Annotated in this window: 16 protein-coding genes; 1 reads left to right on the plus strand and 15 read right to left on the minus strand. The window is 54.0% G+C overall.

Translation table 11 applies throughout. The features are described from left to right. Positions 1–27 precede the first annotated feature (27 nt). The 10 genes from ABYP33_RS01980 to ABYP33_RS02025 all read right to left on the minus strand — a co-directional run bounded on the left by ABYP33_RS01980 (position 28) and on the right by ABYP33_RS02025 (position 7847). On the minus strand, positions 28–498 hold the full coding sequence (locus tag ABYP33_RS01980; RefSeq protein WP_373087778.1) for a phosphatidylglycerophosphatase A: 471 nt from the start codon (positions 496–498) through the stop codon (positions 28–30). A 12-nt stretch (positions 499–510) separates the two neighbouring features. Continuing rightward, the gene (thiL, locus tag ABYP33_RS01985) at positions 511–1485 is read right to left on the minus strand and encodes a thiamine-phosphate kinase (RefSeq protein WP_373087780.1); all 975 of its coding nucleotides are present in this window, start codon (positions 1483–1485) and stop codon (positions 511–513) included. Positions 1486–1505: 20 nt separating this feature from the next. Then, positions 1506–2003 carry a transcription antitermination factor NusB gene (gene nusB / locus ABYP33_RS01990; protein ID WP_373087782.1) on the minus strand — a complete coding sequence of 166 codons (498 nt, stop codon included), beginning with the start codon at positions 2001–2003 and terminating at the stop codon, positions 1506–1508. A gap of 113 nt (positions 2004–2116) precedes the next feature. Beyond that, on the minus strand, positions 2117–2578 hold the full coding sequence (gene ribE / locus ABYP33_RS01995) for a 6,7-dimethyl-8-ribityllumazine synthase (protein ID WP_008252422.1): 462 nt from the start codon (positions 2576–2578) through the stop codon (positions 2117–2119). Positions 2579–2603: 25 nt separating this feature from the next. Further along, positions 2604–3734, minus strand: a complete 1131-nt coding sequence (gene ribBA, locus ABYP33_RS02000) for a bifunctional 3,4-dihydroxy-2-butanone-4-phosphate synthase/GTP cyclohydrolase II (RefSeq protein WP_373087784.1) — start codon at positions 3732–3734, stop codon at positions 2604–2606. Positions 3735–3758: 24 nt separating this feature from the next. Next, positions 3759–4433, minus strand: coding sequence for a riboflavin synthase (locus tag ABYP33_RS02005; protein ID WP_373087786.1), 675 nt, complete (start codon positions 4431–4433; stop codon positions 3759–3761). Continuing rightward, entirely contained in the window at positions 4434–5564 is a 1131-nt protein-coding gene (ribD, locus tag ABYP33_RS02010) for a bifunctional diaminohydroxyphosphoribosylaminopyrimidine deaminase/5-amino-6-(5-phosphoribosylamino)uracil reductase RibD (protein WP_373087789.1), read from the minus strand. It abuts the gene before it with no gap. Further along, positions 5564–6040 (minus strand): transcriptional regulator NrdR, encoded by a 477-nt coding sequence (gene nrdR, locus ABYP33_RS02015; RefSeq protein WP_373087791.1) that lies wholly within the window; start codon positions 6038–6040, stop codon positions 5564–5566. The genes ribD and nrdR overlap by 1 nt, the downstream gene beginning before the upstream one ends. Before the next feature lie 134 nt (positions 6041–6174). Further along, positions 6175–7437, minus strand: coding sequence for a serine hydroxymethyltransferase (glyA, locus tag ABYP33_RS02020; RefSeq protein ID WP_373087793.1), 1263 nt, complete (start codon positions 7435–7437; stop codon positions 6175–6177). A gap of 200 nt (positions 7438–7637) precedes the next feature. After that, positions 7638–7847 carry a hypothetical protein gene (locus ABYP33_RS02025; RefSeq protein WP_373087795.1) on the minus strand — a complete coding sequence of 70 codons (210 nt, stop codon included), beginning with the start codon at positions 7845–7847 and terminating at the stop codon, positions 7638–7640. A gap of 393 nt (positions 7848–8240) precedes the next feature. On the opposite strand from ABYP33_RS02025, the gene ettA reads away from it, so the two are divergent. Then, positions 8241–9902 (plus strand): energy-dependent translational throttle protein EttA, encoded by a 1662-nt coding sequence (gene ettA / locus ABYP33_RS02030; RefSeq protein ID WP_373087798.1) that lies wholly within the window; start codon positions 8241–8243, stop codon positions 9900–9902. 153 nt (positions 9903–10055) lie between these two features. Here the strand turns inward: ettA and ABYP33_RS02035 are convergent, their stop codons facing one another. Genes ABYP33_RS02035 through ABYP33_RS02055 form a run of 5 tightly spaced genes read right to left on the minus strand, consistent with a single transcriptional unit; the run spans position 10056 to position 14665 of the window. After that, a complete protein-coding gene (locus ABYP33_RS02035; protein ID WP_373087800.1) occupies positions 10056–10802 on the minus strand; it encodes an SDR family oxidoreductase in 747 nt (248 codons plus the stop codon). Between the two features lie 14 nt (positions 10803–10816). Next, entirely contained in the window at positions 10817–11512 is a 696-nt protein-coding gene (locus ABYP33_RS02040; protein WP_373087803.1) for a histidine phosphatase family protein, read from the minus strand. Further along, positions 11512–12585, minus strand: coding sequence for a phosphotransferase family protein (locus ABYP33_RS02045; RefSeq protein WP_373087805.1), 1074 nt, complete (start codon positions 12583–12585; stop codon positions 11512–11514). Before ABYP33_RS02045 ends, ABYP33_RS02040 begins: the two co-directional genes overlap by 1 nt. Further along, the gene (locus tag ABYP33_RS02050; protein ID WP_373087808.1) at positions 12572–13390 is read right to left on the minus strand and encodes an SDR family oxidoreductase; all 819 of its coding nucleotides are present in this window, start codon (positions 13388–13390) and stop codon (positions 12572–12574) included. The genes ABYP33_RS02045 and ABYP33_RS02050 overlap by 14 nt, the downstream gene beginning before the upstream one ends. Positions 13391–13444: 54 nt before the next feature. Further along, entirely contained in the window at positions 13445–14665 is a 1221-nt protein-coding gene (locus tag ABYP33_RS02055) for an acyl-CoA dehydrogenase family protein (RefSeq protein ID WP_373087810.1), read from the minus strand. Between the last annotated feature and the right edge of the window lie 53 nt (positions 14666–14718).

Below are 14718 nucleotides of genomic sequence, written 5' to 3' on the forward strand. Positions count from 1 at the left end.
CCTCGCAAATGCGTAATAATTAATTTTTTAATTCAACACATACAATAATTGCAGTGTTAGATAAGCGTAAACACCGGCCAGCACATCGTCGATCATAATGCCAAAGCCGCCGTGCACCTTGGCATCCAGCACCCGTATTGGCCAGGGCTTCCAAATATCAAATAAGCGAAATAATGCAAAACCTAAAAGGATCCAACCGAGATGCATTGGCACCATAAACAGTGCAATCCACAGACCGACAAATTCATCCCATACAATACCGCCGTGATCGTGCACGCCTAAGGCGTCGGCAGTGGCGCCACAGAGATATACGCCAAGTATAAAAGCCAAGATCAAGGCCACCACATAATAAGCCGGTGGCAAAAATTGCAGTGCATACCAAAACGGCAGGGCGGCAATTGTACCGAAGGTGCCGGGCGCTTTAGGCGCCAGTCCGCTACCAAACCCGACAGACAATAAATGCACTGGGTTTTTAAGTAATGAGGCGGGTATTTTCATTGTGTGAACCATTCAAAAATGTTGGTAGCCAGCAGCAGGCATTATCACCCTGCCGTCGGCTGCATAGCAGGCAAGGCCTTCACCAACGTCGACATAACCGACTTCAGTAAGGCGCAGATTTAACTCAGTACCGAGTACCAACACTGCCTCGCGGTGTTCGGCTGGCACGGTAAAGCACAGCTCGTAATCGTCGCCGCCGCTAAGGGCAAACTCAGTGGCGCGCTCGGGATTTGTTTCAGTGAGCGCCGCCGACAAGGGTAGGTATTCAGTATACAGCACCGCTGCCACACCGCTGGCCTTGAGGATATGGCCAAGGTCTGCGGCCAAACCGTCAGATATATCGACGGCTGCGCTGGCGATGCCTCGCAGCTTTTGACCTAGGGCCAAGCGTGGCTCTGGCGAGTGATAGCGGGCCAGCAAGGCTGTTTCTGAGGCACTTAACTGCGCCAGCGGCTTATCTAGGTAAGCCAGTGCTGCTCTCGCATCGCCCAGTTGGCCTGAGACAAATACAAGATCACCGGGACGCGCACCACTGCGCAAAATGGCGGTGCCCGCTGGCGCAGAGCCCATAACTTGCAGGCTTAAACACAGCGGCCCACGGGTGGTGTCACCGCCCACCAGTGCAATACCGAATTCCGCGGCGGCAACGGCCAAGGCATTGGCAAAGCCCGCCAGCCACGGCTCTTCCACCGTGGGTAGCGTTAAGGCCAGGGTAAAGCCAAGCGGTGTCGCACCACAGGCCGCTAAATCGCTAACGCATACAGCTAAAGCGCGACGGGCAAGTATGTCTGAGGGGTAATTGGCGGGGAAGTGCACTGACTCCACCAAGGTGTCGACCGACACCAGTAGCTCGTCTCCTGGCGGCAATGCGAGAACCGCACAGTCGTCACCAATACCGCAACGCACTGGTGAGTTCGGGCAGGCCAGCGCCGCAGCGGCGCCCGCCTTAAAATACTGCTGGATTAATTGGAATTCAGATACCGGCATAAGCTTCGCTAATCGCCGACTTATTCGGCGTCGCTTGCTGGCTTGGGAGATTTACCGCGTTCCGCCGCGACTTCAACCGCGCGACATTCCATTGCCACTTTGTCGAGAATACCGTTTAAATAGCGGTAACCGTCAGTGGCACCAAAGCGTTTACCGAGGTTGATGGTTTCATTAATAGCGACTTTATACGGTACATCGATACGGCGCAGTAGTTCAAAACTACCCATGCGCAACAAGCACAATTCAATGGGGTCGAGATCGCTAAGCTTACGGTCTAGGTGCTTTTCAAACAGACCGTGCAAGTCGGTGAGCTGGGCGGGAATGCTGTGCACCAAATCGTGAAAAAATTCTTTATCGACATTACTCATGTCGTAATCAGCTTGAAACTCAGCTTCAATAACGCTCAAGGCTTGGCCAGCCATATGCCATTGATACAGTGCCTGCATCGCGTAGTGACGGGCCTTGCGACGACCTGCGGCAAGCTGATTATGGGACGGACTTTGCTGACGATTAGCCACAAAAAATTACTCATTCACAGTGGATAAAACCACATTTAAAAAACCGCGCCACCGCTTACCAGAAACTGAATGGGCGACGCGAAAATCATTTACCAAAACGGTCAATACAACACTTAAAGCTGTTTAAGCAGGCTCACCATTTCAATGGCAGACATGGCCGCTTCTTCGCCTTTATTGCCCGCTTTAGTACCAGCGCGTTCAATAGCTTGCTCAATGCTGTCTACTGTCAAAACACCAAAAGACACTGGCACGCTGTACTGCATAGAAACCTGCGCCAAGCCTTTCACGCACTCGCCAGCCACATATTCAAAGTGCGGGGTGCCGCCGCGAATAACCGCGCCAAGGGCGATAATGGCGTCGTAATTTTTACTGTCTGCCACTTTCTGGCATACCAGCGGAATTTCAAAGGCGCCGGGGGCGCGCACGATAGTGATATTGTCTTCTTTAACACCGTGGCGGCGCAGTGAGTCTAGGGCGCCTTCCAACAAGCTCTCCACCACAAAGCTATTCCAGCGGCCCACAACAATCGCGTAATTACCACCGACGGCAGTGAAAGTACCTTCAATCGTTTTCATAGTCGTTCCTTAAAGTCTTAATTAATTAGGCTTGGCCAACGTCTTCAGGGCTGATAAATTCCACTACTTCTAGGTCGAAGCCAGAAATAGCATTGTATTTAACTGGCGCACCCATCAGGCGAATTTTACCCACGCCAACATCGCGTAATATTTGCGAACCCAAGCCAACATTAAAATAGGTGGTTTGGTATTGCACACTGTCGCCCTGTAGCGGTGGCGTCACACCTTGGGCAATGCCGAGGTCAGCCAATATCGACTCTGGCGTTTCGCGGTGAGCGAGTAACACCACTACCCCCCCTTCTGTGGCGACGGCGGCCAGACTCCGGTGCATATTCCAACCGGTGGTTGAACCCGGTGGTTGAGTTTGCAGTAAGTCGCGAATGGTGGAACCCAAATGCACCCGCGCCAGCGTTGGCGTGGCGGCATCGATAGCACCTTTTTGAAGTGCAAAATGAATTTCGCCAGCAACGGAATCTTTGTAGGCGTGCAGCTCAAAGTCACCAAAGTCGGTAGCGATGGTGCCACTGCTGATTTTTTCAATGGTCTGCTCGTTCAACACTTGGTAGTGGATGAGGTCGGCAATGGTACCCATTTTTAAATCGTGCTCGGCGGCGAATAATTCTAAATCTTCGCGGCGCGCCATGGTGCCGTCTTCGTTCATGATTTCGCAAATCACGCCAGTGGCTTCAAAACCGGCCAAACGCGACAAATCGCAAGCGGCTTCGGTGTGACCGGCGCGGCTTAATACGCCACCCGGCTCAGACATCAACGGAAAAATATGGCCAGGCTGCACAATGTCGCCAGCCACTGCATTGCGGGCTGCGGCAGTGCGCACGGTGTGAGCGCGGTCAGCCGCCGAAATACCAGTGGTCACGCCCTTGGTCGCTTCAATCGACAGGGTGAATTTGGTCCCAAAACCCGAGGCGTTGCGGTCAACCATCAAGGGCAGGTTCAATTGCTTACAGCGCTCCTTGGTCATTGGCATGCAAATCAAGCCGCGCCCGTATTTGGCCATAAAATTGATGTCTTGGGGACGCACACACTCCGCCGCCATCACTAGATCGCCTTCGTTTTCGCGGTCTTCGTCGTCTAAGAGAATAACCATCTTACCCAGACGGATGTCTTGAACCAGTTCTTCTACTTTGCTAAACGCCATAGTCATTGCCTTTATGTGCGCGCTTTATTTGCGCGCTGTCAAAAACCCATTTTCTGCCAAGGTGGCCATCGACACGCCTTGTGCGCGTGCGCTCCCCGCCTCGCTATTTTGCGCTTGTAATAAACGCTCTAAATAGCGGGCGACAACATCGACTTCTAAATTCACTGCGGCGCCGGGCCGGTAGTGTTGAATAATGGTTTGCGCCGCGGTGTGCGGCACGATATTGAGATCAAATACCTGATCCTCAATACGATTTACAGTCAGGCTCACGCCATCGACGCAAATTGAACCCTTGCTTGCAATATAGCGCGCAAGCTCTGTTGGCGCCTCTACCCGCAGCCGCACCGAGCGCGCATCTTTTTCACAGCTCACGATCCGGCCCACGCCATCAACGTGACCACTGACAATATGGCCATCAAACCGGCTACTCGCCAGCATGGCCCGCTCTAAATTTACCGCCTGCCCTACCTTGGCCTGCGCGAAACTACTGTGGGCCAAGGTTTCTCTAGACACATCAGCCCAGTAACCGTCAGCCAGCAATTCTACCACCGTCAGGCAAACACCGTTGGTGGCAATACTGTCGCCAAGCTTGACCTCGCGCATGGGCAAATCAGCACTTTGCACGCGCAGACGTAAATCGCCACCGCGCAGTTCAGTTGCGGCGATCTTACCGCAGGCCTCAATAATGCCGGTAAACACCTATGCGCCCTCTAATAATGCAGGTAGACGGCAGTGAATACGCCAGTCTTTACCCACTGCGCGAATATCAACGATGTCCAGCGCCTGCTGGCCAGCCATCTTGGTCATCGGCCAATCCACTAAGGGTCTGGCTGAGCTGCCCATCAAACTCGGCGCCATATACACAAACCACTCGTCTACTAAGCCCGCGCGCAGCGCCGAACCCGTCAATGTTGGCCCCGCTTCGAGCAAGACCTCATTACAGCCCCGGTCCGCCAAGTAACGCATCAACGCGGGCAGCGACACGCGACCATTACCGTCATCGTCAAGGCTGAGAATAATTGCGCCCGCCGCAGACAAGGGCGCATAATGCTCAGGGTCTTGCACCACGGTAGCAATAATAACCTCACCACCTTCGTCAAACAGCTTGGCGTTGACTGGGGTGCGCAGCGTGGAATCAACAATAACGCGCAAAGGCTGCCGCCAAAATTCATTCACTTGCTCGGGGGCAAAACTCTCGGGCCGAACATTAAACAGGGCATTGTCGTGCAAAATAGTGTCAACGCCACTGACAATAACGCAGCTCTGTGCGCGCAGACGCTGAACATCTTGGCGCGCCGCAGCCCCAGTAATCCATTGGCTTTCACCCGACGCCATTGCGGTACGGCCGTCTAAACTGCAGGCCGATTTCAAGCGCAACCACGGTAGGCCGCCGTTTATACGACGCATAAACCCTTTGTTGATTTCTATTGCCTGCTCGACCATTAAGCCGACATCAACCTGAACACCCGCTTCTCTCAGGCGCGCGATACCCTGCCCCGCCACCAGCGGATTGGGGTCCTCAACAGCAATCACCACGCGGGCCACATTGGCCTCAAGCAGCCTGTCGGCGCAGGGTGGCGTGCGCCCCAAATGGCTACAGGGCTCAAGGGTGACGTATATTGTGCAATCTTCGGCGCTCGCTATTTGCGCGAGGGCATTCACTTCGGCGTGACCATCGCCAGCACGAATATGCCAGCCCCGCGCAATGACCTTGTCATGCTGAGCAATGACGCAACCTACTCTCGGATTGGGACTGGTGCTATAACGGCCGCGCTCTGCCAATTGCAAGGCAAGCGCCATCATCTCACGGTCTATATCTGAGAAACTCATTACTCGTCCGATTTTCCTATTCGAGGCTCGGCCGACAAACGGTCTATCTCGGCGCGAAACTCATCTAAATCTTGGAAGCTGCGGTATACCGATGCAAATCGTACATAGGCGACATGATCTAGCGCCTTTAAGGCCTCCATTACTTGCTCACCGACATCGCGACTGTCAATTTCGCGCTCACCCGTTGCCTGAATACGACGTTTGATGCCGCTAATTTCCGCCTCGATATGCTCAACACTGACCGGCCGTTTCTCTAAAGCCTTTAGCACCCCAGAGCGCATCTTGGCTTCGTCAAAGGGCTCGCGAGAACCGTCACTCTTGATAATTTTAGGCATCAAGAGCTCAGCGCTTTCGTAGGTGGTAAAACGCTCAGAGCACGACAAACACTCCCGCCGCCGACGAACCTGCCCACCCTCGGCCACCAGCCGAGAATCGATTACCTTGGTGTCGTCAAAATTGCAGAACGGGCAGCGCATGGTTTTGCCTCAGGGGCGTTTAATATTGCCGAAGTTTAGCACAGTGTGGGAGAGGCTTGATGGGAGACGGAAGACGCTAAGAAAACGGCGCGATGCGCCGCAACTGTTTTGCGTCTCCCGCCTCCCGTCCAGCATTAAGCGTAAACGGGATAGCGCTTACAGATTTCCAGAACCTTCACCTTCACTTCTTCGATTTTGGCCGTGGCATCGCCGGCTTCGAGTGCTTCAAGTACGTCGCACATCCAGTTAGCCAGCTCTACACACTCGGCCTCTTTGAAGCCGCGAGTAGTGACCGCAGGCGTACCAACGCGCAAGCCACTGGTAATGAACGGTGAGCGTGGATCGTTTGGTACCGCATTTTTGTTAACGGTGATGTTTGCGGCGCCCAGTGCGGCGTCAGCGTCTTTACCGGTGTAAGACTTACCGATGAGGTCGACCAGCATCAGGTGGTTTTCAGTACCGCCAGACACAATATTAATACCGCGACCAATAAAGGTTTTGGCCATGGCCTTGGCGTTGGCTACTACCTGCTTTTGATAGGTGACGTACTCGGGGGTCATCGCCTCTTTAAAGCTAACTGCTTTTGCCGCAATAACGTGCATCAGCGGGCCGCCCTGACCACCCGGGAATACCGCCGAGTTCAGCTTTTTCTCGATGTCAGGATTAGCCTTGGCCAAAATCAAACCGCCGCGTGGACCGCGCAGAGTTTTGTGGGTGGTCGTGGTAACCACGTCGGCATACTGAATTGGGTTGGGGTAAATACCGGCGGCAACTAAACCGGCAACGTGTGCCATGTCGACCATCAGGTAGGCGCCAACCATATCGGCGATTTCGCGGAATTTTGCCCAATCAACAATCCCGGAGTATGCCGAGAAGCCAGCCACGATCATTTTTGGCTTGTGCTCAAGCGCCAGCGCTTCAACCTGAGCGTAGTCGATTTCGCCGGTTTCATTGTTCAGACCGTACTGAACCGCATTATAGGTTTTGCCTGAGAAGTTGGGCTTGGCACCGTGGGTCAAGTGACCACCCGCATCCAAACTCATGCCCAATACCGTTTCACCTGGCAGCACTAAGGCTTGGTATACCGCGCCATTGGCCTGTGAACCGGAGTGGGGCTGAACATTGGCGTAATCGGCGCCAAACAGCGCCTTAGCGCGATCAATCGCCAAGGTTTCGGCTTTATCCACGTACTCGCAGCCGCCGTAGTAGCGCTTTCCGGGATAGCCTTCGGCGTATTTATTGGTCAGCACCGTACCCTGCGCCTGCATTACCGCTGGGCTGGTGTAGTTTTCCGACGCGATCAGCTCAATATGCTCTTCCTGACGCACCTCTTCCTCTTGGATCGAAGACCAAATTTCAGCGTCAAATCCGGCTATTGTCATCTCTTTACTAAACATCACTACCCCCGAGGCATACACAGGCTCTGAAAAGCCGCGCATTGTACAATAAATGCGCGTTATCGGCACCGTTTAATGTTGGCATAACAATTACATTCGGGGGCTTGAAAATGGCGCAGCTGGCGCCTTAAAGCCCAATATTATTATTGGGCTTTAATAGAAGGTGACGAAAAATGATTTCTACCCCATAGCTGACGCGTTCAAAACCAGCGCTCATCGAGTTTACCGGCCCCCTTCACCTTGGTAATAACCTTAGAGCGATCCGCACTTGCGACCATAGTAATGTCGATTTGAGCGTCACAAGCCGCGCAGCGAAACGTCCAAGGCTGCTGCGGGCGATTAAACAGGGCAAGCTGGCAATGGGTGGTACATGCGCATTTGTCGCAGCAAACACTGACATTGAGTTTCATCAAGTTCCTCTAAGGCACACGCCAATAACCAAACAAGATACAAGCGGCACGAACCCCACCAAGCCCACGAAACGCAGCTTTAATCGCCCCCCGACATTGCGCGATACAAATAGCGCACAACAACAAATAAAGGGCCTAGCAGGAAAGCTCACGGAATATGAAACAAGGAGTGTGCACGCCATCCCATGGCTATCCGCTGCATGCAGGTCGCAGTAGATACCCGCGCAGAATAACGCTAGCAAGCTTGTCGAGCAATATTATTGCCAGAGCGACTCCCACATACCATCTCACCGCGCGAATACCACCTTGCGCAATATCGTCGCTTTCGGTACCTTTCTTCCCTGTTTCTAAGCCGCCGTATACGGCGGCTTTCCGCTATTTTCAGGAGTCAGCATGGCGCAATTCGTCTATACCATGAACCGTGTCAGCAAGGTCGTGCCCCCCAAGCGCGAAATTCTGCACGACATCTCGCTATCCTTTTTCCCCGGCGCTAAAATCGGTGTGCTTGGCCTCAATGGCTCTGGTAAATCCACCCTACTGCGGATTATGGCCGGGGTTGACACTGAGTTTAACGGTGAAGCCCGTCCTCAGCCCGGCACCAAGATAGGCTATTTGTCGCAAGAGCCCGCCTTAGATCCCGCTAAAGATGTGCGCGGTAATGTTGAAGACGGCGTCGCCGAAGCCAAAAATGCGCTTACCGAGTTGGATCAGGTGTATGCCGCCTACGCAGAACCCGATGCCGACTTTGATGCCTTGGCTAAACGCCAAGCTCAGCTCGAAGATATTATTCAAGCCACCGACGCCCACAACCTCGACCACAAATTGGAAGTGGCCGCGGACGCCCTGCGCCTACCACCCTGGGACGCCAATGTAACGACACTGTCGGGCGGTGAACGCCGCCGTGTTGCCTTGTGCCGCCTGCTCTTGTCGAACCCCGACATGCTCCTGCTGGACGAGCCCACCAACCACTTGGACGCAGAATCGGTTGGCTGGCTAGAACGCTTTTTATGTGACTTCCCCGGCACCGTAGTGGCCATTACCCACGACCGCTACTTCCTCGACAACGCTGCTGGCTGGATTTTGGAATTGGATCGCGGTCGCGGTATTCCCTACGAGGGCAATTACTCCGACTGGCTAGAAGCCAAAGATGCCCGCCTCGCCCAAGAAGCCAAGTCTGACGCCTCGCGCAAAAAGACCATTGCCGCCGAATTGGAGTGGGTGCGCAGCAACGCCAAGGGGCGCCAGAGTAAGAGCAAGGCGCGTCTCGCTCGTTTTGAAGAACTAAACTCGCAGGAATTCCAAAACCGCAGCGAAACCAACGAAATTTATATTCCACCAGGACCCCGCCTGGGCGATAAGGTGATTGAGGTTAACGGCGTCAGCAAAAGCTATGGCGACCGCCTGCTGATTAACAACCTGAGCTTTGCCATTCCCAAGGGCGCGATTGTTGGCATTATCGGCGGTAACGGCGCCGGTAAATCGACCTTACTGCGCATGATTACCGGCAAAGAACAGCCTGACAGCGGCGAAATTGTCATTGGCGAGACCGTAAAACTGGTCTCAGTTGAGCAGATGCGCGACGACCTCGACGACAAGCAAACCGTTTGGGAAGCCGTATCCGAAGGCCAAGATATTTTGCGCATTGGCAGCTATGAAGTGCCGTCGCGGGCTTACATTGGCCGCTTCAACTTTAAAGGTAGCGATCAGCAAAAGCGGGTTGGTGAACTGTCTGGTGGTGAGCGCGGCCGCCTGCATTTGGCGTGCACCCTGAAAGAAGGCGGCAACGTCTTGCTGCTCGACGAACCCTCCAACGACTTGGACGTAGAAACCCTGCGTGCACTGGAAGACGCTCTGCTCGACTTCCCTGGCTGCGCACTGGTGATCTCGCACGATCGCTGGTTCCTCGACCGTATTGCCACCCATATCCTGGCCTACGAAGGCGATAGCGATATTGTGTTCTTTGAAGGCAATTACGCTGAATACCACGAGGATTTTGTGCAGCGCAAAGGGAAAAATGCGGGGCCGAAGCGGGTGAAATACAAAAAGCTGAAGTGATGCAGAATGCTTGACGGGAGACGGTGAACGCTACTGCATTCGCTTTGCTCACATGGATACCTGCCTTCGCAGGTATGACTCACAGCGCGCGAACCTGCTTTTGCGTTTTCCGTCTCCCGGTCACCCCTGCGAAGGAGCAAGCATCTTGCCGCGCTAGGTCATCTTCGACACAACGCTCAAAGGCAATACCTTCATTGCAAACCCCACGACAACCCACGGCCAGCCTGGCACTTTGGCTTCGGCGCGTTCTTTTTCGATGGCCTTAACCATTGCGTTACAACCGGTTTTTAAATCCACCCGCAGCGGCGCTTTTTTAAGGCCAGAGTTGATCGGTGTAAGAATAAAGCCCGGCAGTATGCAGCTAACCTTAATCGGTGTGCCAATCATATCGGCGCGAATACCTTCGGTCATATTGCGCAGGCCGGCTTTGCTAGCGGCGTAAACATTTAATGCGCGTGCGCCGCCGCGCACTGCACTCATAGACGACACGGTGACTAAATGGCCACTGTTTTGGGCGCGGAATATTTCCAACGCCGCTTCGCACTGCGCCAGCGCACCAATAAAATTAGTTTCTGCGGTTTGTCGATTGGCCTCAAAATAACCGGTGCCCAACGAGGCCCCCTTACCCATACCCGCGTTCACGATCGCTCGGTCTAGGCTGCCAAGATCGTCGCGAAAGGCGCGAAAAACCTCAAAAACCTTTTCGTAATCGCAAACATCCAGCTCACGAATGAAAACCTTTACGCCGGGGTGCGCAGCTTCTAGCTCCGCCTTTAAGGTTTGCATGGGCTCAATACGGCGAGCGCACAAGGCGAGATTACAACCCTTGGCGGCAAACTCACGGGCCATACCTTCACCCAAGCCCGAGCTGGCGCCAGTAATAAGAATATTTTTACGCATAATAAATTTCCGTATTAACGATAACTAAGGAGTTCGCGATGACGGCCATCGAAGTGGCTGTGCTCATTAATACTGAGCAATTTCAGGCCCGACTGGCCGCTGATAATTTTGCTATAAGCGGCGTTGGCCAATTGCCAACTCAACTCGGCGCTGGCATTTGCGTTTAAACCTAGTACTTGCCCACACACCGCCGAGATCGCCCCACCCGAGGTAAAAACAAAGACATTGCCTTTGGCATTGCGACTCGCTGCGTCTAAGCCGCGACGAATACGGGTGCTAAACTGCGCCCAAGTTTCGGCGTACTCATCATCGTATTGACCACTGACCCAGCGTTGCATTGCCTTGGCAAAGTGACGCTGAAATCCGGCGCGGGGATTTTCACCCGCCATATCGGCCACCATCTGCTCACCCTGCCCGGGTGCGGTGGTGTATGCCTGCAGTAAATCGAGATGATCGTACTCGTTCCAGTCGGGGTCTATTTGCCAATCCACCTCGCTAACGGATTCTCCGTTCAAGCCCGCTAAACACTGCTCTGCCGTCTGCCGATGGCGCTTCATGCCGCCACAGACAATATGCTGAGGACGTAGCGCCGTTGCCGCAAAAGCGCGACCTAAATGTGCCGCCTGCTGCTCACCCAGCGAGGACAACTGATCGTAATCTTCTGCGTCGAACGAGGCCTGACCGTGGCGAATTAGATACAGCGCGGGCATCAGCGCTGCTCTCGAATGATGCGTCGGCAACGACGGTCGAGATACCAAACCACCACCCAGAAGTTTTTAAACGCCGGGTTATTCGTCTGCTTATGGTAGTAGCGATAGTAAATTTGCTGAATGATTCCCGCTAACCGGAATAAGCCAAACACCTCGTAAAATGCCCAATTGTCGATTTTCAGACCCATCTTGCCGCTATAATATTCAAGCACTTCGTCGCGGCTTAACATGCCAGGCAAATGCGTTGGCTGGCGTCGCGTCGAGCGCATAAAGCGGTCATCATCGGCCTGAACCCAATAGGCTAAAGCGCTGCCCAAGTCCATTAGCGGGTCGCCAAGGGTTGCCATTTCCCAATCAAGAATACCCAAAACCGAGCTCGGATTAGCGGGGTCGAGCACCACATTGTCAAACCGGAAGTCGTTGTGAATCACGCAGCTGCGCACGTCGCTGGGGGTGTTGGCAGCCAGCCAGCTCATCACTTTTTTAAACGAGGGCACATTCCAGGTTTTGGCTTTGCTATACCGTCCGCTCCAGCCCTTAACCTGCCGCTCGCAATAGCCCTCGCCCTTGCCCAAGCCCTCTACGCCCGCCGCGCGATAATCCACCTGATGGAGCGCGACGAGTTTATCAACAACCGACAGACATAAATCCCGAGTCTGCCCTGCACTCAGCACCAAGCCCTTGGGCATATTGGCGCGGGGAATCAGGCCCGGAATACGCCGCATTACATAAAAATCGCAATCGATTACCGCCGGGTCATCACAAAACGCCAGCATCTCTGGCACGTAGGGAAACACCGGGGCCAAAGCGGCCTGCACTTTGTGTTCTCGTCCCATATCGTGGGCAGACTTGGCCTTGGTACCTTTGGGCGGCCGCCGCAGAATGAGATCGTGACTTGGGTATTCTAGGCGATAGGTCCAGTTCGACGCACCACCGCTGTATTGCGTCACCACCGGTTCGCCGCTCAAACCGGCAATCCGCGGTTTTAGCCAAGCATCCACCGCAGCGATATCCAGCTCCTCACCGCTGCGCACACCACCGGCAACATCAATTAAGCCACTATTTTCTGGCATCGCGCTTACTCATCATGCGATTGGTTTGCTTGAGCATCAAGGCGCGAAAACGCGGAAACGGTAACCAGCGCTTTAGACGCCAAATTTTGCGCCCTTCAGGGTGAGGCAAAATATAAAACTCGCGCTTTTCAATAGAGGCAAAGACGCGGCTGGCGATCTCGTCGGCACTGAGCTTGGCCTTGTTCACCAAGCGCTGAGTCGCTGCTTGGGAGTCTGGGTCTGAAGCCCGCACTGATTCTGCCAAATTGGTGCGAAAAAAGCTCGGGCACACCACGGATACCGCAATATTGTCTGGATCTAACTCCAAGGTCAGCACCTCAGATATCGCCACTACCGCCGCTTTCGTCGCGCAGTAGGACGCCATTTTCGGCGGCGAAATCAACCCCGCCAACGAGGCAACATTCACCAAGTGACCACTGCCCTGAGCCTGCATCAGTTTTGCAAAAACCTTACAGCCGCGCACCACGCCCAGCACATTAATATCAACTATCCACTCCCAGTCGCTCAGGGGAAATTCGGTAATGCCCCCCGCCGAGGCCACGCCCGCGTTATTCACCACCACATCGACACCGCCCCACTCACTGAGCAGCCAGTCGGCGGCGGCTTGCACTGCGTTCTCTTGGGTGACATCACAGTTGCAATAGTGCGCGGTAGTCTTGGCCTGCAATTCAGCCAATGCCTCTGCGCCCCGGCTATCGTTTACATCGCCAATACACACCCAATAACCGGCGTCGGCAAAGCATTTAGCTAACGCCAAGCCCAAACCAGACGCACCACCCGTGATAAAAACCCGTTTTGAATCCATATTTTCTTGCTCCCGCGTGAGGCCCTATTATTGATACTTGATTTTGGCCGCAGCCTATTTGTATTTAGCTAATTCCATTCTGGCAATCAGGCCGCGATGAACTTCATCGGGGCCATCGGCCAGACGCAACACCCGGGCCATGGCAAACATGCCTGCCAACGGTGTGTCGTTGGACACCCCAGCGCCGCCGTGAATTTGAATGGCGGCATCGACCACGTCTTGCAGCACATTGGGCGCAACAACTTTAATCGCAGAAATTTCAGTCAGCGCGGCCAGCGCGCCAACATGGTCTATTTTCCATGCCGCATAGAGGGTCAGCAGGCGCGCTTGGTCGATTGCGATACGCAAGTTTGCAATGCGCTCTTGGTTGCCGCCCAAATTAATGAGGGGTTTACCAAAGGCAATACGCGACTTGCCGCGCTTAATCATGAGCTCTAAGGCTTTTTCTGCGGCGCCCAAGGCCCGCATGCAGTGGTGAATCCGACCAGGGCCAAGCCGCCCTTGGGCAATTTCAAAACCACGCCCGGCACCCAAGATCATATTGCTCTTGGGCACGCGTACATTCTCAAACCACACTTCACCGTGTCCCTCAGGCGCATCGTAAGCATTGAACACTGGCAACATTCGTTTAATGACCACGCCGGGCGTTTTCATTGGCACCAACACCATTGAGTGCTGGCTGTGACGCGCCGCCTCCGGGTTGCTCACCCCCATAAAGATACCAATTTCGCAGCGCGGATCACCCACCCCAGACGACCACCACTTTTTACCGTTGAGAATGAGGTCATCGCCATCTTCAATAATGGTGGCTTCCATATTGGTCGCATCTGACGAAGCGACATCTGGCTCGGTCATGAAAAATACCGAGCGAATCTTGCCTTCGAGCAGGGGTTCTAACCACTGCTGCTTTTGCGCTTCGCTACCGTACTTCCACAGCACTTCCATATTGCCGGTATCTGGGGCGTTGCAATTAAAAATCTGGGCGGCAATATGCGAGCGCCCCATTTCTTCGGCTAAGGGCGCGTATTCCAAGGTGGACAAACCGGCTCCGCGCTCCGCGTCGTGCAAGAAAAAATTCCACAAACCCAAACCTTTCGCTTCCGCTTTAAGGGCTTCAATTCTCGGATCGACCCGCCATTTAGTCCAGTCGCCACCGTCACGGCTAGCCAGCATTGTAGGTAGCAATTCAGCCTCTAAGGGTTCTACGCGATCCTTAATAAAGGCGCGCACCTGATCGATCAATTCTTGGCAACGTGGGCTGTGACTAAAATCCATGACGTACTCTCCTCAGTTATTCCGTCAAACATACGGCCACTTAAAATATCAGT

This window comes from Zhongshania sp. (assembly GCF_041584495.1).
Lineage (GTDB): Bacteria > Pseudomonadota > Gammaproteobacteria > Pseudomonadales > Spongiibacteraceae > Spongiibacter.